The following is a 23,422-nucleotide window of genomic DNA, read 5'->3' as shown; positions in this document are numbered from 1 at the left end:
ATAAACAATGAATATACCAAAATATTCTTTAGAAAATAAGAAGATTATATATTTCTTTTTGGCAGTTCTGCTGATAGGAGGTGTATACTCTTTTTTTAAATTGCCAAAGAAGGAAGATTCGCCCTTTGTGATTAAGCAGGCCGTCTTGGTTACGCAATATCCGGGCGCAACCCCTTTAGAGGTTGAAAAGTTGGTGACAGAGCCTATTGAACGTGAGATACAGTCAATGGCTGACGTATATCAGATTAAATCGGAATCATATTTCGGTATGTCTAAAATCTCGATAGAACTTCAACCCACACTGGATCCGAATTATATGCCGGTTAAGTGGGACGAGTTACGTCGTAAGGTAGCTAATATTCAGCCGCAACTTCCTACCGGAGCTTCTGCTATTAATGTGAGCGATGACTTTGGGGATGTTTTCGGTATTTATTATGCCCTTTCTGCGGATGAAGGTTTTACTTATAAGGATATGCGTGACTGGGCGCAGAAGATAAAAACCGAGTTGACCCCCATACCCGGTGTTCAGAAAGTTTATTTGTATGGCGAACAAACACAGGTTGTAAATATTCGTATATCGGTTCCTAAGCTGGCCAACTTGGGTATAGATCCCAATTCTATACAACAGGTATTGCAAACGCAGAACTTACTTGTAAATACCGGGGAATTAGGCACCGGAACATATCAGCTACGTGTAAATGCCGAAGGAACTTACAAAAGTATTGAAGATATCCGCGATCAGTTGATTGTAACGAAGAGCGGGAGTGAGGTTCGTTTAGGAGACATTGCTATTATAGAACGCGGCTATATGGATCCGCCTTCTAACTTAATGCGTGTAGATGGTAAGCGTGCAATCGGTATAGGTGTGGCTACAGGGGCAAAGGATGATGTTGTTGCTGTAGGAAACGCCGTATCGGATCACCTGAAAGAGATGGAGCAGCTTTTCCCTATCGGCATGGAACTGAAAACGATTTATCCGGAAAACAAGATTGCGGATGAAGCGAATAATGGTTTTATTCTGAACCTGATCGAATCGTTGTTGATTGTAATTGTTATTATCTTCCTGGTGATGGGTTCCCGTGCCGGTATGTTGGTGGGGAGCTCGTTATTATTCTCTGTGGGAGGTACATTGCTGATCATGCTTATCTGGGGTGTCGGGCTGAACCGTACGTCATTGGCTGCATTTATTATTGCAATGGGTATGCTTGTGGATAATGCCATCGTGGTGACAGATAATGCCCAGGTGGGTATTAAGCGTGGATTGTCGCGTTATCAGGCTTTGATAGATGGAGCAACCAAACCTCAATGGGCTTTACTTGGTGCAACATTTATTGCAGTTTGTTCGTTTTTGCCGATGTATCTGGCTCCGGCTGCCGTTGCCGAAATTGTAAAACCTTTGTTTATTGTATTAGCCGTATCTTTGGGATTAAGCTGGATATTGGCATTAACGCAGACAACTACATTTGGTAACTTTATATTGAAAGAGGCTAAGCCGGGCGAAGCTAAAGATCCCTACGATACCAAGTTGTATCATAAATTTGAGAAGGTGCTGGCTCGTTTGATCAAACGCAGATATGTAACATTGGTATCTGTTATTGCAACCTTGTTCCTCTCTCTGTTTATTATGGGTATTATGCCGCAGAGTTTCTTCCCGATCATGAATAAGCCTTACTTCCGTGCAGATTTGATTTTCCCTGAAGGATATGGTATTGAGGATGTGGAACGGAATGTAAAGAATATTGAAAATTATTTGAAGACGAATGAGAATATTAAGTCTTATTCATTTACAATGGGTGGTTCTCCGGTTCGTTATTATCTGGCTAGTTCGTCGGTAGGACCGAAACCTAATTTTGCAAATGTGTTGATTGAAACCAAAGATGCTAAAGATGCAAAAGGGGAAGAGGGCAAGTTTTATGATTATATGGTTGCCAATTATCCTGAGATTTTGACTCGTTCGGCATTATTTGCATTGTCTCCGGTTCCGGATGCAGCAATTGAAATTGGGTTCATTGGTGATAATATAGATACATTGGTTGCATTAACTGGGCGTGCCCAGGATATTGCCCGTTCGAATGATATGGTAATGGAAGTCCGAAATAGCTGGGGAAACAAGGTGCCGGTATGGAAGCCGCTGTATTCCCAGGAAAAAGGTTTAAGACTGGGTATCACCCGCCAGCAGGTGGCTTATTCACTTCGCTCGGCAACGAATGGAGTCCCGTTGGGCGAATATCGCGAAGGCGATGTATTTATGCCTATCTTAATGAAAGATGCCGACCGCGATTCGATGAACCTGAATGATATAAAGACTTTGCCGGTTTATAGTGCAAAAGGCCGCTCCGTTAAGGTCGAGCAGGTTATTGATGATTTTTCGTTGGATTATGAATATAGCGTAGTGAAGCGTTATAACCGTCAGCGTTATATGATGATGCAGTGCGAACCTAAACGCGGAGCTAATACAATGGCTGCATTTAATAATTTGTGGACGGAAATACAGCAAAAAGTCCAGGTGCCGGAAGGGTATAAGTTACAATATTTCGGAGAACAGTCAGAACAAGATAAAGGTAATAGTGCAATTGCTGCAAATATACCTTTAATGTTCGGATTGATTTATATAACATTGTTATTCTTGTTCCCGAAATTTTATCGTAAACCGATTCTGATTATGTGTATGTTGCCGTTGATCTTTATCGGGGTTGTATTAGGTTTATTGGTATTTGGTAAATCTTTGGACTTCTTTGCCATGTTAGGTTTGCTGGGACTGATAGGTATGAATATAAAGAATGCTATCGTATTGGTTGATGAAATAGGCTTGCAGATGGATAGCGGACTGGCTCCGATAAATGCTGTTATTGAAGCTACAAAAACGCGTATTGTTCCGGTAACGATGGCTTCGGGAACTACAATTCTTGGTATGTTGCCTTTGTTGGGTGATGCTATGTTTGCCGGTATGGCTGCTACGATCATGGGCGGTTTATTTATATCTACTGTCCTGACAATATTCGTACTTCCAGTTACCTATTGTATATTCTTTAAGATTAAATCTGAATAAGTAATATGAGAAATAAAATAATAATAGGTTGTTTACTATTGGGAGCTTTGTCTGTAAAAGCACAGGATGGCCGGTTTTCGATAGAAGAGTATAAACAACGTGTTCTTGAATACAGCCGTCAGATAAAGCAAAGTGCGGAAGAAAGAATAGCTATGCAGCATGCTGTAAAAGCTGCTAAGACGGCATTTTTTCCGGCAGTGGATTTTTCCGGTAACTACCAGTATCGTATTAATAAATATGAACTGGGAATGGGAGACGGAATACCCGGAATAGAAATGGATCATAATACCTATAGTCTGGGTGCAACCGTAAACCAGCCTATCTATGCAGGCGGGCAGATTTATAATAACTATAAAGCTGCACAGGTACAGGGCGAGATTGCATCACAGGCGGAAGAATTAACTACGGATAATATAATCTATACAGCCGACCTGAACTATTGGTCGGCAGCTGCTCGCAAAGGAATGTATGAGGTTATGTGCCAATATGTGGATATAGTTCAGGAATTGGCAAATGTGCTGACTATCCGTTTTAATGACGGCCAGATCAGTAAAACGGATTTATTGCAGGTAGAGTCGCGGCTGAAGGAAGCGGAGCTTAATAAGAGTTCGGCATACAAGGATTATCAGATTGCGTTGCAGAATATGAATTCTTTAATGGGTGTTTCTCCTATGGCTCCGATAATAGTGACGGATTCCATTACAATGTATCAGATGCTGCCTTTGCAGGTGGGCGAGGATGTTGCTTTGCGTAACCGTCCGGAATATACAATTACCCAATTGGATATTGAGTATCAAAAACGTCAGATTAATTTGTCGAAGGCTAAATATAATCCGACACTGGCAATAGGATTCCAAGGTAGCTGGGGAACCCCTATGTTGAATGTGAAAGGTTCCGACTTACTTTGGACTCCGGCAGTGTTTGCCTCATTGAAGATTCCATTGTTTCATTGGGGAGCACGTTTTAAAGAGGTAAACTCTCAAAAGGCACTTCTTCGCAGCAAGGAATATGCAATGGATAATACACGCGATCAGATAGCAAATGAAGTGGCTAATGCCTGGACCAGTTTGAAGGAGAATACGAAGCAAATAACTGTAGCGGAAGAAGCATGCAAGATTGCCGAAGAAAACCTGGATTTGAATACATTTAGTTATAATGAAGGTAAACTTCCTATTTTGGATGTGCTTTCTGCCCAATTATCGTGGATTCAGTCTTATAGCAGTTTGATTCAGACCTGGTATCAGCAAAAGGCTTCTTTAGCGCAATATAATAAAGCAATAGGACTGCGCCGTTTGCAGTAAATTTTGGTTTAAATGGATATTGAAAAGAGATTGCCTCTGTTTGAGGTAATCTCTTTTTATTTTATCTTTGCCCTGTCTAAATGTTAAAATATTGCATTAGCAGCGAAGATGTTTCGATAATTTTAAAAATGTGTTGTATAATATCTTTTTTTATTTGCTCAGTTTTATTAAATGGCGCATCTTTGCATGCAGATAACCTAAACAATCTTTTTGCCTTAAAGACTAATACCTATTAAAAACCTATAAAGCGAGCCTTTGAGAAAAGGCTCGCTTTATGATTTATTAGAGCTAATAGCCTGTCTCTTCTATCTTTGACGATATTTTACTTATGGCTTCATATAACTTTTCTTCGGGTAAGATGATATTAAAATTTCCCCAAAAGTTTTCATCATATATGAAATTTGTTTCCCCAAAAATGGTGCGGGTAGGGAGTATTTCGTTCTTTACAAAACGTTTTACGTCGGAAGTATCCGTTTTACAAGTCACCATTTCGAACCATGTATGAAGATTATTTGTGTTAAAAAGTGATTTTCTTTTCTTAATTTTAAAGTATAAATCGCCTTTTACATGATTGATATAATATGTTTCATTCCATGATTTATAAGTTATCGTATACGAAACTTTTTGAGGTATGATTTTAAGTCCTTTACTTTTTTTTCGTATAAACATGTTGGCTGCATCTTTGATGTATTTGGGATTATATTCGAAAAACACACGGAGCAGGGCATAGTTTTCCGCATCGATATAAATTTCACCTTTGTATAAAGGTCCGCTTATGTTATTTTTTTGTTCGAAAGAAATGACATTTGCCAATCTGTTATCAATAACGGTAATATCAGTGTGCGCGTATGTGTACAGGTTTTCTTCGTCTAAAGTGAGAAAGTCGGGCAGGTTTTTAACAACATCCAATGTGAGGCACGCATTGATACCCGATTTTATTTTGGCGATAAGAGAATCATGGTCTTGCTCATTACTGATCCTGTGCATTTTTAATAATTTGACCTGGTCGCTATGCTGTATATTATAAGGTGTTTTGTACACTTTAAATATAGCTTCCGTAAGATTGGCCAGTTTCTTTTTATGCTCTACACCTTCTCTATAGAATGTTGTTAAATAAACGGATTGGTTCGTATAATTGGATTTTCTTTTATCCAGCATTTCCTGGATTAGTTTGACCGGATTTACCAAACGGATGACAACTTCTTGTATTGGAATAACTTTCGGTTCGAGTGCTAGCGTGTTGTATTTATCTATAAGAATTTCACTTCTTACTTCCTGAGGTTCGTAGCCTATATGTGAAAAATGAATTGTCGATTGCCGGAGTGAGTCGGGGAGCCGGAGCCTGAATTCCCCATTCTGATTGCTTATTGTTCCGATAGGATTTTCTTTTACGCTTATAGTTCCGAAAGAAATAGGTTCTTTGGAATAATGGTCTTGTAAAACTCCTCCAATGTCGAAATAAGTGCTGTCTTTAATTACCGGCGTAACTATGGGTGTGGAAGTAGTCGTGTTTGTTTTTGACGGAAGGGATAGTAGAATATGATTGCCGATAATTTGCATTTGGATTTTGTTGTTTCCTGTAATGGCATAAATAGCTTCCCTGATTGTATATTCTTTCTTTTTTAATTTTATCCTCTTTTCATTATCTATAATTTTGCTATCGTATATGAATAAGAATTCAGAACGTTCTGAAACTTCTTCCAGTAATTGGTATATTGTACCTTTTTGTTTTGAAAGGATTATTTTCCGGTCAAGCATATCATTTCCGTCTGCCTGCATAGGTAATGATATAAATAGCAGGAAGAAGCAAATAATGTATGATGCTTCCCATTTTATCATGATCGTAAAATTAGGGTTCGGAAATGAATACTATATTCTTTTCACGTGTATATTTTAGATTTAAAGCTGCACATATCAGTTGGGCAATTTCTTCCGGCGAGTTGTTTATGAAACGGACAGTCAGGCGATGTTCTTTCATCGACGGGGTTGTCTCTATGGATATTCCCGGATTTGCCTGATTGACAACTTGCAGAATGTCTGCCAGCCGCTCGTCTTTGAATTGCATTTGTTTTGTATACCGGGCAAACTGTCCCAGGTCTTGTGTTTTACTTATTTGTAAACGGCGCGAAAGGAGGGTTGCTGTTTCTCCGGCATTTACAAACACACTTTCGTTATTCTGCCTGTAAGTTACTTTTACCGTGCCATGCTGGACAGATAATTCAAATAACTTATTATTGCTGTTTTTTACGTTGAAAGCAGTACCTATTACTTCTATTTGCATATCTTCGGTTTCGATCAGGAAAGGACGTTCTTTATTACCGCTTACGTTGAAAAGAGCGTTACCTTTTAAAGATACGGTTCTTTTGTCGGTAGCGAAATGTTCCGGGTATTGTATCTGGGAATTGTCTGCCAGATAGATAATAGAACCGTCTTCCAGTGTTTTAACTAAAACCGTTGCATCTTGTTTGTTTTGCAAAGTAAATAACGCAGGCTCAGGACTGGCAGAACGATTTGTCAATAGCGCAACGGTTGCAGATATGAATAGTAGTAGAATGGCTGCCGCCCATCCTGTATTCCTTACCGAAAAGATAACATTCCGTTTTTTTTCGGCAGTATCCGTAAGCAGTCCGTCTTGTTGGAGCCTTGAATATAGCTGGTTCCAGGCTTTGTCTGTTTTACTGATATTTTTATTTGTTTGTTGTTTCATGTTGTATAACTTTCAATTTCTTTACGAAGTGCATGAAGCGCTTTTGTCATTTCCGCTTCAACTGTTTTTATAGAGATAGAAAGAGCTGTTGCTATTTCCGTGTATTTCATACCGCCAAAACGATGCATCCTGAAAATTTGCATCCTGCGTTCGGGTAATCGATAGAGTGTCCGGTTGATTAAATCTTGGAGTTCTTTGTATTCTAACAATTCTTGCGGGGAAGACGTACTGTTTTCTTCTTTCGACAAGAGAACTTCTTTATACCGGTTTCTTACCTCCTGATGTTTCAGCACTTGCAAGGAACGGTTTCGCACGGCACCATATAAATAACTTTTGACCGAGTGGAATAGCTGGAGCTTTTCCCGTTCTTTCCAAAATGTATAAAATAAATCCTGTACTATCTCTTCCGCGGTATCTGTTTGTCCGGTTATGCTGGCGGCGTACAGGCAGAGAGGCGAATAGTAAAGCCTGAAAATACTTTCGAAAGCTTTAATGTTTCCTTCTTTAATCTTGGCAAGTACAAGTAAGTCGTTCAGCATAACCGCATTTTTAGTGGTAAACTTTTTCAAATATACGAAAAAGATAGCAAGATATTAATCATGTTGTTTTTTCAGCTTATAAACGGCCGATTCTAATGATTCTGTTGGTTCTATGATGTTGTAAGCTCCCCAGAAGTCTTCATCCATAAAATCTTCTACTTTGTCGGATAGCGATTGGTTGGATTTGAATGCTACTTTGTAAGGAATGCCTTCTTTTTGTTCTTTGCCGTCGGTTACTACCATTTCGGATAAAATAGTATAATTGGTAGAGAATAATTTCCGTTTCCAATCGCATTTAAACCGCACTTCATTCCGGATATAGCTCAGATAGCTGATGTTGTTTCTTTGCTTGTATGTAACGAGGAAAGAAACTTCCAGCGGTTTGAAACGAAGCCCGAACGGCTTTTTCTTTAGAATGGCGCGGGTGGCCTTATTTCTGTCATCCATACTAAGGTTGAATTCCGCCCGGCTGAATGCCAGGTTTTCTTTATCGATATAAAGCTTGCCGTAATATAAAGCGTATGGCAATATGGCTTGTGGTTGGAAATTAATTACATAATGAGGACGATTATCTATTGTTGTGCTTTCTTCCATTCGGAAAGAATAATAGGGTAGTGATTCAAGATCAAGTAAAATGTCCGGATTTTTTGCAACATCGGCATATACTGATAGATTAGGGCCACCAAGCAACTTGACCACTAAAGTGTCGCTTTGTTTCTGACTCAATAATTTGCGTCCTTTGAATATTTGTACGCGATCCTTATCAACCCTTTCCTCATAAGATGTTTTGTAGATGTCTATGATTGCTTCCGATATATTGATGTAGCGGCGCCCTTTTTGGGCAGTTTCCCGGTAAAAGCCGGTAAATAGATTACTTTTAGGACTGTAGTTCGACGAAATTTTGCTGATGGCGGCTTCTACTAAAGAACGGGGATCTTGTGCATGAATGATCACTTCACGCAATACATTTGCATTAGGCGACAGCCATACCGTAACATCGGAAATGCTCTGGTTTTTTACGGGAATAATGTAGTTGTTATATCCGATGTGGGAAATTTCCACATTTTTGGATACGACAAAATTATTGACTTTTACCAGGAATTCTCCGTCACCGTTGGTAACTGTCCCGATATTACTGCCCGGAATAGTTACATTAACATATTCCAGTCGTTTCTTTGTGTTTTTATCTTTCACAACACCACTGATGGTAATATATTCTCCACTGTTATCTTGTGCATTTAGCGAAGATGTACCTGAAAGTATCAGGAGAATAATAATACATTCTACTATTTGTTTACATAACGTTTTCATATCCGTATTAATTTAAAGTGAATATTAGAACCTCTTTGTACTAATAGGATCGCTCAGGATATAAAAACCCTATCAAAAAATATAGGAATTTAATAGAAATTCTGGAATAAATTTCTTATCGCTTTATTATAAAGGCTTTGGGAGGAATACTCATTTTGAGATAATGGGTTGGCAACTGTGCTTGTTGCAATATCCTGTTGTGTATTACTTTCAAGTAACCCTTTTCATCTGCAAGAATACTAAAACAAATTAAGCTATCGAATACAATTCCTGCTTTATCACTTGCCGGACGAAGAGGGAAAGGTACAGGTAATAATAAAAGACGAGACCATTTGGTTTACACAGAAGGTAATGGCACAATTGTTCGGCATTGATAAGTCGGGCATTAGCCGCCATATTGCCTACATATTTATCAATGAACAGTTGGAAATGTTCAGTTAGCAAATATCATTTACAATTGCATTTAACCTCTTGTCAAGTTGTGATTTAAGTATAACTAATAGAGAGTGAAGTTTATAAACACCTATATTAGATAATGATTTACTAATGTTTAATAGATCGTTGAAGTCAGATATTTCAACGTCGTTCATGAATAGTTTTATCACTTGGGTCTTTGTATCTTCCTTAAATCTCGGGAAAGGAATATTTAAAAACTGATTTAGCTTTATTTCTTTCATTTTGGATCCAACGCAGATTGAAGAACAATATTTCCTCATAATTTGGCTATTCATAAAGCATGTCATAAAGATTAGATCGTTATTTTCATACCCAATTACTCTATATATGCCTTGATTGTGATGACCTTTCCCATGTTCTGCAATATCATAGAATGTTGCTATTCCTACATATTCTCCAATTCCACCTCTTGATGTTCTATTGATAAGGAGCATTGCATTTTCATTGATATTGTTCTTTGTAAGCATGTTGATACGCTCATCTATTAATATATAGCCAACATCAGAACAATTTGTGGGTGTTATCCATCGATATTTTAATGTTTCTTCATTGCCAATATGTCTAACTAAAGGAGTATTGCCACTTTTTAATTTTGATGATTCGATATAATAATATCCAAGACGATAATTTTTTATGGCAAAATCTATTCTTTGAAATTGCTCTGAATACATTCCTGTATCTAACCGTCTATTCTGAATGGTGTCATTATAAGTGGGATATTGGTATTTAAATATAGAGCCTGATTGTCCTGCAAATAATTCTTCTTCAATTAAATTGTTTATTTTTGTATATTTAGTTTGAATTTCAATCTCACAATCAATAATGAGTTGCATTAACGATTCTACATGTTTCGTTGTTTCTTCTATATTTTTGTTTGGTAGAGGAATCTTACAATCTAAAAATTTTGTGCCCGCATGCCTGATTGTAACTCCTTTAGGCACAATGCTATCTAATTGTTCTCTAAAAAACTTATGCTTTAAAAATGCCAATAAATAGAGTTTATTAGTAACTATGGGCAATTTGTATAATGCACCGGAAAGCATATGATTAGGATAGTCTTTATCTAATATAATAACCTCTCCAATATTACTATCTTTTGATATGATAATATCTCCTTTCCGTAAATTATGATTAATGAAAGATGCTGGATGAATACTCTCTACGCTTTCATTAGAAAAAAGGGGTAAATATGTATGAGATTGAAGTGCTTTAGTCTTAATGAAATATTTTAATGAACCTTTCACGTAATTTATCGAGCCCACTTCTGTTCCTAAATCAGTACGAAGTAAATCTCTGCTCAAGAAATCTCGTACAGTTTTTGTATTGGAATTAGGAGTAATGAATATTTTGTGCATCGAAGGAGATAATTGAAATTTCCCATCAATCACATTTTGATATTTTGTTGTAATGAATGATGACATAGTCGCTTATTTTTCTTTAATAAAAAGGTCTTTCAACGTTTCTTCTTGGCTTAAGCACCAAGCCTTAAAATCTCGTACTGTATCATTAAAATCTTCATCTAATATGGGTTGGCCTTCTTCATCTATTTCAATGTCGAATGTCTCGATGTTCCTTTTATAAATAGGGTCGAATCGCTTTACTCTATCATCTGTACTGACTTTATAGCCGACATTTGTAATGTCTTTCATGAAAATTTGATAGTTTTGTTTGATCAGTCTTTCAAGCTCTTTAGGTTTGGGTTTATAAGCAACAATAATAGTCGTTATAACTCCTGTTTCGGCAAATACATTGGCCGGCATATCAAAACAGGCAACAATTCTCATTTTAGATAATAACCATTCACGAGCCTTCTCAAATTCATCAATTGATGCTATTGAATTGGAAATAACAATACCCATACGTCCATTATCCTTTAATATGCGGTAGGCATTTTCTAAAAAAACGAGCCCCAAATCAATCCCATTACCTCCTCTTGCAACATCCCACAATTCATACATTTCAATAATATCCCTATCATGCTGAGAGGCAGGGATGTACTTACGACCCTTGCCAAATGGAGGATTAGTTAGTACGACATCAAATTTTTTAAGTTTTGTGCCATCTCTCCAATTATCCCAGTTCCCGTTTTTATGCAATTTGGGATTTAATTCAACCAAGTTGTCACGGTCATCAAATTTCCAAACAATAGAACCTTTGTCCGGCTTGTATTTTAAGATTGAGTTACCATCTCCATTCAATAACATATTCAATTGAGCTAACATGATCATCTGCTCATCGTTATCTAACCCATAGATATTTTTATCATCTAATTTTGAATGAGAATTAACATATGCTACCGATAGAAAATCAGCAATCCCTGCTGTTGGGTCAATTACTCTTTCATCATTACGGGGATTTACGATACGAACAAGAAAATCAATCAAAGGAATAGGAGTTACAAATTGCCCTTTATCCGCTTTTGAAAATTCGCTTGCAAACTTATAAAATACGATCTGGTATAAATCGGTTTTATGTGATTTTACAAAGCTATAGTCCTGGAACTGCTCAACGATTTCGGCAATAGTTCTGACGTGCTCTTCTTTTTCCCATGTTATCGTCTGTGTATCAACTCTATTTAATATAAAATGATATTCTTGGGAAGCCTCATTATATAGAGCTCTCATTCTTTCTACAAATGATATAACTTTATCGTCCGAAAGATTAATATAGTTACGCTCCTCTGGAGTAACAAAAAAAAGGAGATCTGATTTTGCCTTTTCTTCGTCCGATTTGTAGAACTCTAAATAAGCGTAATTTTTTTGACTGCGTTTTTCATCAAATATTTTTAAAGCTAATATCTGAATTAATATTTCATATCCTCGTTGATTCTTCAGGCTCACTTTATCCATTGTTTTTAGGATATTGGAGATGCCATCTGATAATTGAGAACTATATGCACCCGTAATAATCTCTAACTCATTAATAGTGCGCTTGCTTCGATCAATGGGAGGATTATATATGCGTTGCTTTAATTGCTCAAAAGACGGAATTTTGTAATAACCATCAGCAAGATGAATAGACAAGTCTTTTGTACTACTCTGCTCTTTTTTAAGGTTATATCCATCATCTAATCTTAAAAAATAATTACCCTGTTTCTTAAACAGAAAGAGCCTTTCTGTATCATATAGTATCCCTAAGCAGAAGTCGTTTTCGCTTTCTTTGAGAGCAGGTTTTAATTGCTGATTCCATACGGCCTCTGTATTTTTCCCATTTTCTTTTTTAAACTCAATAACAGCGATTAAATGTTTACGAAGCCAATCTAAAGAACTTTGATCTTTTGATGCATGAAACTTTGTGTAATGGTCAATCCAATCTTTATCATCAAATATGGCTCCATCAAACCTAATAGGAGCGGAACTGATATTCCCTTTTGGAAATTGAATTTCTGCACCCATATAATCTTTTCCATACATTCCCGAATGTATAAGTGAATAGAAAAACTGCCATTTGTAGAACTCCTCATTCGGATGTCCAGACTTATTTTTTATTTGCTTTTTTAATCCGTATGATAAGTGTATCGGTAAGAAGCAATCTATTTCAGCAATACTCTGATAAGTAGAGTTATACTCGTTTTTGCACTCGCTAAATGTTTTCATGCTCTCTAAATTAATTATTCTTGAGAACAAAGATAACTATTATTTCCATAACAGTCCATGAAAGTCTAAAAAATATCGAACTATTGCTCTTACCTTTTCCAGCTTTGCAGAGGCTTATATTCTTTGCCCTTTCTTAGTCGTGAGTGGAGCGGGTTTTATATGCGGTCTTGTAGTCTGTCGAAGTTTGCCGAACTATTCTTTGATCCACTCCCCGATGGGTTGCCCGTTGATTTTGAGCGTCAGTTTTCGGCGGTCTGTATTGTCTGTATCTTGACTTGCAGGGCTTCAATGGTTTCTTCATGCGTGACAACCTGCCTCTGTTGCAGTTGTACCGGGCGGCGTATGTTCTGCTTAATCTTCGAATAGTTCTTCGAACCAATTGCCTATGGGCTGTCTTCAAAACCATCCCGATCATTTTTCAAAACCATCCCGATGAAATTAAAAAATCATCGGGATGATTTTTTTACTGAATAGGTGTTTTAGAACAAAAAAATGCTTTCTTTTGTTAATAACAGAATCTGAGGATTATGCGCCAGGTGGGCGCTACCAAAAAAACTATGATTTTAATTGAGAATTATGAAGACAGAAAAACTATCTAAGCAGAAAACCGATGCTTTTTCGTATATGGAGCATTGTTGCGAGTTGCTTCATGGCAACCAGCGTGAAGGTACTGCACGTATTTACCGAAGCGCCTGTTCCCGTTTTATGGGCTTTACCGGAACCGATAAGCTATTATTTAGCCGGCTAACGCCTAAATTGATGCGTGAGTATGAGGACTACCTTGGTAAAATGCGCTTGCGGCCGAATACCGTCAGTACTTATCTTAATTGTCTCCGTTCGATGTATAACAATGCTGTTGGCGAAGGATTGGCAGACGGGAATGTAATGCCTTTCCGTAGCCTTCGTATCCGTCCCGTACGTACGGGCAAACAGTCTATCCGCTTTGAGGATATAGAAAAAATGATACGGTTCAGGATTTCAGATAGCAAGTTGATGTTTGCCCTTGATCTTTTTCTCTTTTGTGTCCTGGCCTGCGGCATTCCTTTTATAGACCTGGCTTATCTTACATGGGACAATATCCAGGGGGATACGCTGGTCTATTACCGTAATAAAACCAATGTCCGTATCAGTGTTGGTTTGACCCGGGGTATGTTGGCTATAATAAATAAGTATAAAGGACAAGGTGTGGGTAATTTCCTGTTTCCTATTTTAAAAAGTGAAGATGCTTCCTATACAGAGTACCGTTCTGCATTGAAATCTTATAACCGCCGTTTGGAAAAGATTTCGCTGCTGTTGCATCTTCCGGTTAAACTGACATCTTATTCAGCCCGCCACACGTGGGCTATGGAGGCCAAACGCCAGAATACTCCTATGGCAGTGATAGGTGAAGCATTAGGACATACTTCGGAAAAGACAACGCGTTATTACCTGAACAGCCTGGATCAGTCTGTTTTAAATAAAACAAATATGCGGATAGTCAAAGACCTTGACCATCTTGTCATAACGCAAAATAAAGAATGTCCCTTATTTATGAAATAAGAGACATACACCATTTATATTCTCACAAAAACTCAAAAAAGAGTCCGATTTTTACCCTGCAAACGGATATATGTCGCGAAGATAGATATAAAAATTAAATGTAAAAATATATCAACGGGATTTTTAGGCGTAAAAGGTTAAAAAAGGTTCTTTTTTATAGTTTTTACCTGTGAAACCGGTTAAGTGTTAGCTTAAATCTATGATAATTCTACTTTTCGGGTACACCACGGGCTAGCCCCTCTATGCGCTTAACAGCCATTCACATCTTTTTCTCTTCCAGTCAGTTTGTTTTGTGTAAATAAATATTTAATGCGGCTTCTTTTTTTTGCAAAATAGATCAATATTTTGTATTTGATTACTCAATATTTTTCATTTTTTTAAGTCTTTACCAATATTCTGTTTACACTATAAAATACAACCTGTGTGACTAAATCAAACTGGTCTGATGTTTGGGTTGTATTTATATAAAAATCTTTTCTGTTTGGCGCTATAGTGCTTTTAATCAGAGTTTTGTTTCAAATGTCTCTTATTTCATAAATAAGAGACATTAATGAAGCGAGAAAATTTCTTTTTAAGAAAAAGAATATAAAATGATTAGAGTTCTATTATTGATCATATTCAGTGTAGCTAGCGTCGTTGATGTCCATGCTCAGAAGTTAGCTATAAAGACAAATTTAGCTTATTTGGCAACTACCACGCCGAACCTGGGGTTAGAGGTTGCGTTAGGCCGTAAGTTTTCTTTGGATGTTTCGGGCAATTACAATTCCTGGACATTTTTCCCTGATGGGATGAGTCTTCGCCACGTCCTGGTCCAGCCCGAGTTTCGTTTTTGGCCTTGTAAGTCTTTCGAGGGTCATTTTTTCGGAGTCCATGGCCATTGGGCAAAATACAATGTAGGTCAGATCCCTTTCATTCCCGATCTGGATAAATATACGTACCGCGGTAACTTTTACGGTGGCGGTGTTTCGTATGGTTACCATTTCGCTATCGGCCGTCGTTGGGGTTTGGAACTCAGCTTGGGGGTGGGTTACGCTTATATGGAATATAATAAATATGTATGTGCGGAATGTGCGGAGTTGATGGGCCGTTACAAGCGCCATTATTACGGCCCCACCAAGTTGGGGGTTTCGATAATCTACCTGATACATTGATAAAGATATGGGAATATATATAGTATTATGGCACGCAGATGACACAGATCATACAGATTTGCGCAGATTTCTTTTTGAAGGACATCTATCTGCGTCTATCTGTGGCTGTCTGTGTCATCTGCGTGCTATAATACTGCTCATAGCCTTACTTTTGAGTTCTCCAACAATAATACATGCCGATTCCAAGAAGACGGTATCGGGTTCGGAGATCGGTATCCGTATTATCCCCCAGCAAATGGCAGTGAGGGACGATAGTGTCCGTATCGACTTAAAGATCGTTGCCCATGGCATCCGTATACCTTCCGAGCAGTCATTAAGCCTTGTCCCCGAGTTGCATTATAAAGGTAAACGCGTCGTTTTGCCTCCTGTTGTATTGTCCGGTAGCCAGCGTGCACGCTTCGACCGTCGTGAGGAAACGGTCGATCCTGCCCGCCGCGGCCAGGAGCCTTACCATGTTTGGGTGGGTGTTAAACGTGGCAGCAGTTATAATTTGCGTTACCGCGTGAGTATACCTTATGCTTCTTGGATGGAGCATTCTTCCTTGCTTTTGCGCCAGATAAGTAAAGATTGTTGTACGGAATCGGTTCTGGCTACGGATGTTTTGACAAAGGATATCAATTTAACTCCTCCTTGTTCCCAGCCAGGCGTTCAGCCGCCGGCATTGGCTTCTGTACCGGCAGTCCGCGTCATCCGCGAGGTGGAGAGTTCCGCATTTTCGGATATGGTAAATTACCTGATCCCCAAGGAAGAGGCCGTTAAAGTCCGTACATCTTCGGCTACGGCTTATATCGATTATCCCAAGGGCGTTTCGGTAGTCGATCCTTCGTTTGGCAATAATAAAGGAGAATTGTCTAAAATAGATGATTTGTTGCAACCCTTGTTGCAGAATGATATGGCCCGTTTCCGCCATATCCAGATCACGGGTTATTCATCTCCCGACGGAGCTTATTACGATAATGAATCCCTGTCAAAGCATCGTAGCGAGGGTTTCAAAAAGTACCTCAGCGGGCATTACGAATTGCAGGCTTGCCCTTTGCTCACCTCTTGGGTTGGTGAGGATTGGGAGGGCCTGCGTCGCCTGGTGGATTCATCGGGCTTGCCCTATAAAAAGGCGGTAGGTTTCATCATCGACAATTATGGGATTTTCGAGGGCAGGGAGCGTTACCTGATGGAACTGGACGGCGGTGTTCCTTATAGGGAGCTGTTAAAAAAATATTTTCCCAAACTTCGGCGAATCGAGTTGATGGTTGCTTACGAGGTAAGGAATGTCAGTGACCGTGAAGCTTCCCAACTGCTTTATACCCATCCGGATTTGCTCAGCTTGGAGGAGATCATGAGCGTGTCCCATTTTTACCGTCCCGGCACTACGCAGTTCCGTGAGGTTTACGAGATAGCCGCTAACCTTTACCCTGACGACGTTACCGCCAGCGTCAATGCTGCCGCCGCCGTTCTTTTGGTGGGCGATACAAAGTCTGCCCGTATGTATCTGGATCGTTTTAAGGATAACCCATTGACCTATAATAATTATGGCGTCTTATGCTTTATCGAGGGTAACCGTGCCGAGGCTGAGTATTACTTCCGCAAGGCATTGGCGGTTGATGCCCCGAAAGCGAGGGAGAACTTGTTAAGATTGGAGGTGAAACGATGAGAATCCGGTCTGTTCATATCAACTTAAAACGCCTCTTGTCTGCGTTCATCTGCGCCCTGTTCTTGCTTCTCCTCGTGGCTTCTTGCAGCCTGGATGGCGAGTTGGAGGAGTGTCGTTACAACGTCCGTCTGGAGTATTGGTACACAGGTAGCGGAACGGCTAACGTGTTGCCGGACTATATCCACAGCATGCAGGAGTTTATTTTTGATGACACGGGTATCCTTCGCCAGGTAAATAACCTGGTAGACAGGAATGAGATTCTGTATGGCGAGTTCACTTTGAGTCCGGGTAAATACACACTGGTTACCTGGGCAAATGTAGATACGGCCAGCCACGTAAATGAGTCTGTAATAGGTAAAACCAAACTATCCGATATGCAGCTTTCTCTGGATAACCCGTACAGTACAATGAAATCGGAATATGCTTACTGGCAGAAAAATGCAGAAAAGCTGTATTACGGTTACACCACATTTTCGGTTCGGGAGCGTGGTGTCAGCCGTCAGCGTGTCGATATGGTGCATAGCCATTGCAAATTGAATATCATGGTAAAATGGACAGGACGTTCCCCTGCCAATACGAATAATTTCGTCATGACTTTGCGTGACGTGCCTTCTTCTTACACATTCAGTCCGGAGTATGAGATAAAGGGTTCCCCTTCATCTTACTATAGTGAATCAGACGTAGGTATTACGCGTGCCGGTATATTCTACTATATCCCTCAGAAGATGGAGTCATTGGTAGACCACCGTATAGACGTCAAAATGGAAATCACAGGCAGTGTGTCGGGCGAGTTTGTCACATACCGCCTAACCAACGATACGCATCCCCTTTTCTGCCTTTATGCCGGGGATACTCCGGTCATCAAGGAGATAGACCTCTGGAAGTATTTCCGAACGATGCAGATCAACCTGGATGAGAACCTTCGCCAGGAGTTCGACCTTGTGGTGGAGGTAGACCCGTCGGGGGGTATCATCGTCTCGTCGGCCGTGGTGATGGACTGGAACGACGGGGGCAGTATCGGCGGGTTTATATAAGAGATGCGTAAGATATATATGGACGTTAATATTGGCGAATGGACATACCCCATATTTACTAATTTATTAATTAATTTTTATGTTATGAAAAAGAAGTATTATTTATTGGCTCTTGCCTCCCTCATGATGGCGGCTTGTAGCGATGACGATTCTCTTTTCACCGGTGGCCCGGAAAACGGGAATCCGGTCGGAAAGACGATTACGTTTGTATTTCCCGGCACAGCTCAGGGAGTAGTGCCTTACGCAGCACTGGCAACAGATGCTGAAAATGAATTGAAAACGCTCGACATCTATGTGTTCGGCGAAGATTCCCTGGAAGCCGATCCTAAGCCTGTGATTTTGAAAGAAATCTTCAGAAGCGGCGAAGCCGGCAGCTCGTTTACGCTTACACCGGTAGGAACCTCTTACCAGGCCACAATCTCAGTCTATCCGGGTGAACAGAAAAAGTTCTATTTCGTAGCCAACGGCCGCGACAACCTGTCATTGGATAGCCTGGAACTGGGCGTAACCGACACAACCGCTTTCCTTGCAAAGGCCACCAACACATTGAAGGGACATATCGCCTGCCCGTTGTTGATGAGCGGTTCTTTCCCCGAATTAGGTACGATCACAGTGCCGGAAGGTGGTCTGGTTGGAAACCAGGAGGTACATCTTACCCGCCGTATGGCCCGTTTCGACGTGTTGAACTGGTGTGAAGAATCATCTTTCAAGATTAGTGAAATCGTCTTGAAAGATATTCCGGGTAGTAACAGTATTTTTGCACAAGCTACTCCTTATACACCGACGATAGTGGCAAGCCTTCCTATCATAGACTTTACTGCTTACGAAAACAGCAACTATGGTGAGAGCAAGAGTGTATTCTACATGTATCCGGCAACGGCTGCTGAAACACAAAATATCAAATTGTCATTGGTTGGTGAAACTTTGGCCGGTGCGGCTCAGGTTTACAATGTAGAGTTTAAAAAGAACCAGAGTGATGCAAACACGATCCCTGTCCTGGCAAACAACCGTTATTTGTTAAGTATTTTAAATGTAGGTTCGGGTACGTTGGACGCTACCCTGGAAGTTAAAGACTGGCTGGTTGGCGATACGGTTAATTCTGATGTTACCCACGGCACTATCAAACTGAGCGTTGATGCTGCCGGATTAAAAGCAGGCCAGGCATTTGCCGACAATACGCTTTCTTTGCCTGCTGCAACAACCGGTGAAACGGCTGCTGATTCTGTAACTATTAAAGTTGCTGCCGATGAAGAATGGGAACTGGTTAAGCCGGCCGATTGCGACTGGATTGCATTCTCTGTCCTTCCGGGCGATTCTGTAATGAAGTCATTCAAATTGGTTACCCTTACTACAAATCCAAGTAGCAAAGAAGACCGTGTAGGAACTGTCATTGTGAGAAACGTAAAACGTCCGTCTATCAAACAGCCCCTTATTGTAAAACAGGCTCCTAATGCTTCCAGCTATATCGATTTGTCCGGTGCTTTGCTTGCCGGCAACGAGATCAGCTTCTCTGGCGAAAAGATGTCTTCGGACTCTATGAACATCGATGTAACTGTTCCTGACGGAGCAACATGGACAGCTTCAGAGAGCGCAAATTGGTTTAACCTGGCTGACAAAGCCGTTTTGACAAGGGCAGATGCAGGCTTTACGAATAATGATGACGGTAAAACCGGTACAGGTTCGGGTACATTCTCGATTGTTGCCCAGAAGAATGAGACGGATCAGGCACGTATAGACTCTATTAAAATGACTATCTCCGGTCCGGAAGGAGCAGATAAGGTGATTCAGTACATCGTTGTGAAACAGGCTGCCCAGAACATCGGTTCTATCCGTTTGGCTGCGCGTGGTACATTGGTAGACAAGGATGATGCTGTTAACTATAAGATGGATAGTATTCCTGCAACCGGTTTTATTGATGCTGCCGTTGAGGGACAAACAACTGAGGGCGAACGTAAGGTAACGGTTGTTGCTATTTCTGAATGGACTGTTTCTGTTGAAAGTGGTGGTGATTGGTTGTCTGTTTCAAAAAGCAAGACTCTTGTAGATGGTAATAATGGCTATTTTGGTATAACAGCTGCTACTAACAGTACCACAACTCCGCGTACAGCCGTTTTGAAGGTTGCCAATACAACAAAACCAACGGAAGTTTACAAAACAATTACCATTACCCAGAAAGCAGGTACTGCTGCTGCCCCGGCTATAACGGTGGATGAAACACCTCTTGCCTTCACAGCTACCGAAACTGCAATGGATACAAAGACTATCAGTGTAGTCTTGGGAGACCCGGCAAACACTTGGACTGCTGCTTTGGCAGGTACCGGTTTTTCATTAGGTGGTTCTTATACTGCTGTAACAGGTAATGGCGACTTTACTGTAGCTCCGGATGCAGCCAATGATACCTATAAAGCAAAAACAGCATCTATTACTGTTACGGAATCAGCAGGAAGCACGACAAAAACAATCGCAGTTTCTCAACCAGCTGGAAAGACGGTTCCGTCTTTTGCAACAGCAACAGGTTCTGTTGCTGTTGACGGTACAGGTTTAGATATTTCTACAATAGTTGTTAGTGGCGATGTAGAAAATACTTCGGATTGGACGGTTTCTGTTGTAGACGGAAGCGATAACGTTACTCCTGTTACATGGCTAACTGCTACACTGGATAGTACGTCTCAATTGGCAGTTTCTATGGCCTCCGGTGGTGATGAAGTAAATAGCACAGGTGCAGAACGTACAGCTGTTATCAAGTTGGTTAATACGACTGACAATACGGTTGTTTCTAACACGATTACAGTAACACAGGCCGGTTCTTAATCTTGAAAAGAGATAAAATATAAACAATAAAAACAGATAAAGCAATGAAAAAGAAATTTATAGCTTTAGCAGCCCTTTTGATGGTTGGGCTCTCTTCGTGTCAGGACGAAGAGATTATCAGGAATAATCCTGAGTTTGTAGAAAATGGGTATGGCGCCTTGAAGATCGCAATGACTCATAATGGAGCTTCTACAAAAGCAGTGGGAGATGTTGTTCCAAATGACGTAGCTTTTAAGGAAGAGAAGGAAATAAAGAGTGTAGCCTTCATCGTAAAAACGGAAACGGTAGGCGCAGATGCCGGTACGTATAACTATTACCTGAGCGAAGAAGACTTGCTTTCGCCTAACGGTTTTACCGAACCTCTTACTTTGCAGGATCCGGGTGCCGGCGACAGCACGTACACTTGCCAGATTAAGGTAAAGAGTCTGGGTTGGGGTACTCCTAAGGTACTGGTAATTGCCAATTATAAGGAAAATGGAGTGGATATTGCCGACATTGTTGGTAGTACGGATTGGGTTGACCTGCCTTCAGCATTGATGAGTGCACAGTTAACAGCGGGTCCTTCTACTCCGCTACTGATGTTCGGTAAGATCGATAATCTGGCAACCTGGACAACTCAAGGAGGTGGCCTGGCTGCCGAAACTATCAAGATGGAGCGTCTGGTATCGCGTATCGATATTAAAAATTATGCTTATGATGCAGATGCCAGTAAAGCCTTTATCCTTGAATCTGCACAGATTTTAAATCCGAAACAGTATTCTTTTATTATGGATACAAAAACGGCTGCTGAGATCAATGCGGTTCCTACGGTTACGGAATTTCCTGCTAATACAAAAGTTGTTACCACTACTATCCAGACCCTGGACAGTCTTTATACTTACGAAAACACCAATGATGCTGCTAATACTACAGTAACTGCATTACAGGTGAACGGTAAATATCGTGGTGCAAAGATGTCAAAATTGATAACGTTTAAGAAAGCGGATGGCGTAGGTACGGTTGGTGATCCTATTGCATTGGCACGTAATACCCGTTATGTTGTAAATATCAATCCATCGAAAGATTCTACAGATATTGTTTGGGATATAAAGGTAGACGACTGGACAGTATCCGATACAATTACAGTAGAACCTTCTTTCCCTGTTCCAACATTGAAGGACCTTAAACTGGATGGCGCTGATATTACTGATAAAGTTATAGATGCGGTAGTAAATACCGGTAAAAAGGTAACATTCACCTCTTCAGCTCCTCAGGCAAGTACTTATACGGTTAAATTTAAGTATAATACTACCGGAAGTTCTATTAATTGGGACAACGGGAAGTATAAGAATGAGATTGTACAGGGTGCTCCGGTTGTAACTTATGCCACAGAAGAAGCCAGTGTGACTCGTACTTATGAACTTACTATACCTGCTCAGGATTCTATCAAGGTTCCTTTGGATGCTTATGTTATTATTCAGAATGGTAGTGTAGCGGATGCATGTGATACTATTACATTGCGTTATTTCCCTAATTATGAGGGTACAAGTCTTAGTCCGGTTATGTATAAAGGCCAGTATTGGGCTCCGGTAAACGTGGGAGCTACTCAGGTTCCTACAAGTGTAACAACTACTTGGAATTTGGCTACTTGCGGTTATCTTTACCAGTGGGGTAGAAAGGCTCCGTTCAGTTATAATGGTTCGGGAGATATGGCTCCTGACGGAACGTTCCCAACTTATGTTGAAGCTACTGCAGAAAGTTATGAGTATGCTGATAAGTTTATTAAGGGTAAATCTGATGCTGATTATTCATGGTTCAGTGATTATAAGGGAAGTCTTTCTCCTGTATTGAGTGTTGGCGATAATGCTTGGCCTCGCGATCAGCAGCCTTGTCCTGCCGGTTGGCGTGTTCCTACGAAGGCAGAGTTGGATCCTATTATGATTGAAGCAAACGGTCCTAACAAGATGGATGGAGCTAATAAGATTTGGAAGGCTTCCTCTAACTCCAACTTCGTTCTGCCTGCTGCAGGTTACCGTAACCACGGTGACGGTAGGTCTCTCGGTCTGGCTGCCAGCGGCAATTATTGGTCTTCTACTTATTCAGGAGGCAAGTCTCCCCGTTTAGCTATCCTGCCGGGTGGTGCGTTGTTGGGTGCAGACAGCTTTGCCTACGGCTTCTCCGTCCGTTGTGTCCAAGAATAAAAAAGGGAGGCGAATTGCCGACCGCATTCGATTGATTCGATTGATTTGATTCTTTACTACCCGGCGCTTAAAGCGCCGGGTTTTCATAAACCGCCGTAAG

General features: G+C 40.3%; 14 protein-coding genes and 1 pseudogene. 9 read left to right on the top strand and 6 right to left on the bottom strand.

The window, feature by feature from the left end:
- The first annotated feature begins 7 nt into the window (after positions 1–7).
- Both CTY47_RS00505 and CTY47_RS00500 read left to right on the top strand, forming a co-directional pair.
- A complete protein-coding gene (locus CTY47_RS00505; protein WP_099462929.1) occupies positions 8–3,049 on the top strand; it encodes an efflux RND transporter permease subunit in 3,042 nt (1,013 codons plus the stop codon).
- A 5-nt stretch (positions 3,050–3,054) separates the two neighbouring features.
- Entirely contained in the window at positions 3,055–4,350 is a 1,296-nt protein-coding gene (locus CTY47_RS00500) for a TolC family protein (RefSeq protein WP_099462928.1), read from the top strand.
- A gap of 288 nt (positions 4,351–4,638) precedes the next feature.
- Here CTY47_RS00500 and CTY47_RS00495 read toward each other — a convergent pair whose 3' ends face one another.
- Genes CTY47_RS00495 through CTY47_RS00480 form a run of 4 tightly spaced genes read right to left on the bottom strand, consistent with a single transcriptional unit; the run spans position 4,639 to position 8,907 of the window.
- Complete coding sequence (locus CTY47_RS00495) at positions 4,639–6,189, bottom strand: STN and carboxypeptidase regulatory-like domain-containing protein (protein WP_099462927.1); 1,551 nt, start codon at positions 6,187–6,189, stop codon at positions 4,639–4,641.
- Between the two features lie 10 nt (positions 6,190–6,199).
- On the bottom strand, positions 6,200–7,057 hold the full coding sequence (locus CTY47_RS00490) for a FecR family protein (protein WP_099462926.1): 858 nt from the start codon (positions 7,055–7,057) through the stop codon (positions 6,200–6,202).
- The gene (locus CTY47_RS00485) at positions 7,054–7,596 is read right to left on the bottom strand and encodes an RNA polymerase sigma-70 factor (protein WP_099462925.1); all 543 of its coding nucleotides are present in this window, start codon (positions 7,594–7,596) and stop codon (positions 7,054–7,056) included. Before CTY47_RS00485 ends, CTY47_RS00490 begins: the two co-directional genes overlap by 4 nt.
- A gap of 54 nt (positions 7,597–7,650) precedes the next feature.
- The gene (locus CTY47_RS00480; protein WP_099462924.1) at positions 7,651–8,907 is read right to left on the bottom strand and encodes a carboxypeptidase-like regulatory domain-containing protein; all 1,257 of its coding nucleotides are present in this window, start codon (positions 8,905–8,907) and stop codon (positions 7,651–7,653) included.
- 261 nt (positions 8,908–9,168) lie between these two features.
- On the opposite strand from CTY47_RS00480, the pseudogene CTY47_RS17560 reads away from it, so the two are divergent.
- Positions 9,169–9,336: pseudogene (locus CTY47_RS17560) on the top strand (cell filamentation protein Fic); the annotation flags it as partial.
- An 8-nt stretch (positions 9,337–9,344) separates the two neighbouring features.
- Here the strand turns inward: CTY47_RS17560 and CTY47_RS00470 are convergent.
- Together CTY47_RS00470 and CTY47_RS00465 are read right to left on the bottom strand one after the other, a co-directional pair.
- The gene (locus CTY47_RS00470; protein WP_099462923.1) at positions 9,345–10,784 is read right to left on the bottom strand and encodes a restriction endonuclease subunit S; all 1,440 of its coding nucleotides are present in this window, start codon (positions 10,782–10,784) and stop codon (positions 9,345–9,347) included.
- A gap of 6 nt (positions 10,785–10,790) precedes the next feature.
- A complete protein-coding gene (locus CTY47_RS00465; RefSeq protein ID WP_199163376.1) occupies positions 10,791–12,959 on the bottom strand; it encodes an HsdM family class I SAM-dependent methyltransferase in 2,169 nt (722 codons plus the stop codon).
- A 576-nt stretch (positions 12,960–13,535) separates the two neighbouring features.
- Between CTY47_RS00465 and CTY47_RS00460 the strand changes: the two genes are divergently transcribed.
- The 6 genes from CTY47_RS00460 to CTY47_RS00435 all read left to right on the top strand — a co-directional run bounded on the left by CTY47_RS00460 (position 13,536) and on the right by CTY47_RS00435 (position 23,322).
- Complete coding sequence (locus CTY47_RS00460; RefSeq protein WP_099462922.1) at positions 13,536–14,498, top strand: tyrosine-type recombinase/integrase; 963 nt, start codon at positions 13,536–13,538, stop codon at positions 14,496–14,498.
- Positions 14,499–15,088: 590 nt separating this feature from the next.
- Positions 15,089–15,649 carry a DUF3575 domain-containing protein gene (locus CTY47_RS00455; protein WP_099462921.1) on the top strand — a complete coding sequence of 187 codons (561 nt, stop codon included), beginning with the start codon at positions 15,089–15,091 and terminating at the stop codon, positions 15,647–15,649.
- Positions 15,650–15,656: 7 nt separating this feature from the next.
- Complete coding sequence (locus tag CTY47_RS00450) at positions 15,657–17,297, top strand: DUF3868 domain-containing protein (protein ID WP_099462920.1); 1,641 nt, start codon at positions 15,657–15,659, stop codon at positions 17,295–17,297.
- Positions 17,294–18,331, top strand: coding sequence for a FimB/Mfa2 family fimbrial subunit (locus CTY47_RS00445; RefSeq protein ID WP_099462919.1), 1,038 nt, complete (start codon positions 17,294–17,296; stop codon positions 18,329–18,331). Before CTY47_RS00450 ends, CTY47_RS00445 begins: the two co-directional genes overlap by 4 nt.
- Positions 18,332–18,415: 84 nt before the next feature.
- Positions 18,416–21,142, top strand: a complete 2,727-nt coding sequence (locus tag CTY47_RS00440) for a BACON domain-containing protein (RefSeq protein ID WP_158228489.1) — start codon at positions 18,416–18,418, stop codon at positions 21,140–21,142.
- Between the two features lie 44 nt (positions 21,143–21,186).
- On the top strand, positions 21,187–23,322 hold the full coding sequence (locus tag CTY47_RS00435) for a fibrobacter succinogenes major paralogous domain-containing protein (protein WP_099462917.1): 2,136 nt from the start codon (positions 21,187–21,189) through the stop codon (positions 23,320–23,322).
- Positions 23,323–23,422 lie beyond the last annotated feature (100 nt).

The sequence above is a fragment of the Parabacteroides provencensis genome (assembly GCF_900232875.1).
GTDB classification, from domain to species: Bacteria; Bacteroidota; Bacteroidia; order Bacteroidales; family Tannerellaceae; genus Parabacteroides; species Parabacteroides chinchillae.
This window is presented reverse-complemented; position numbering and strand designations above follow the sequence as displayed.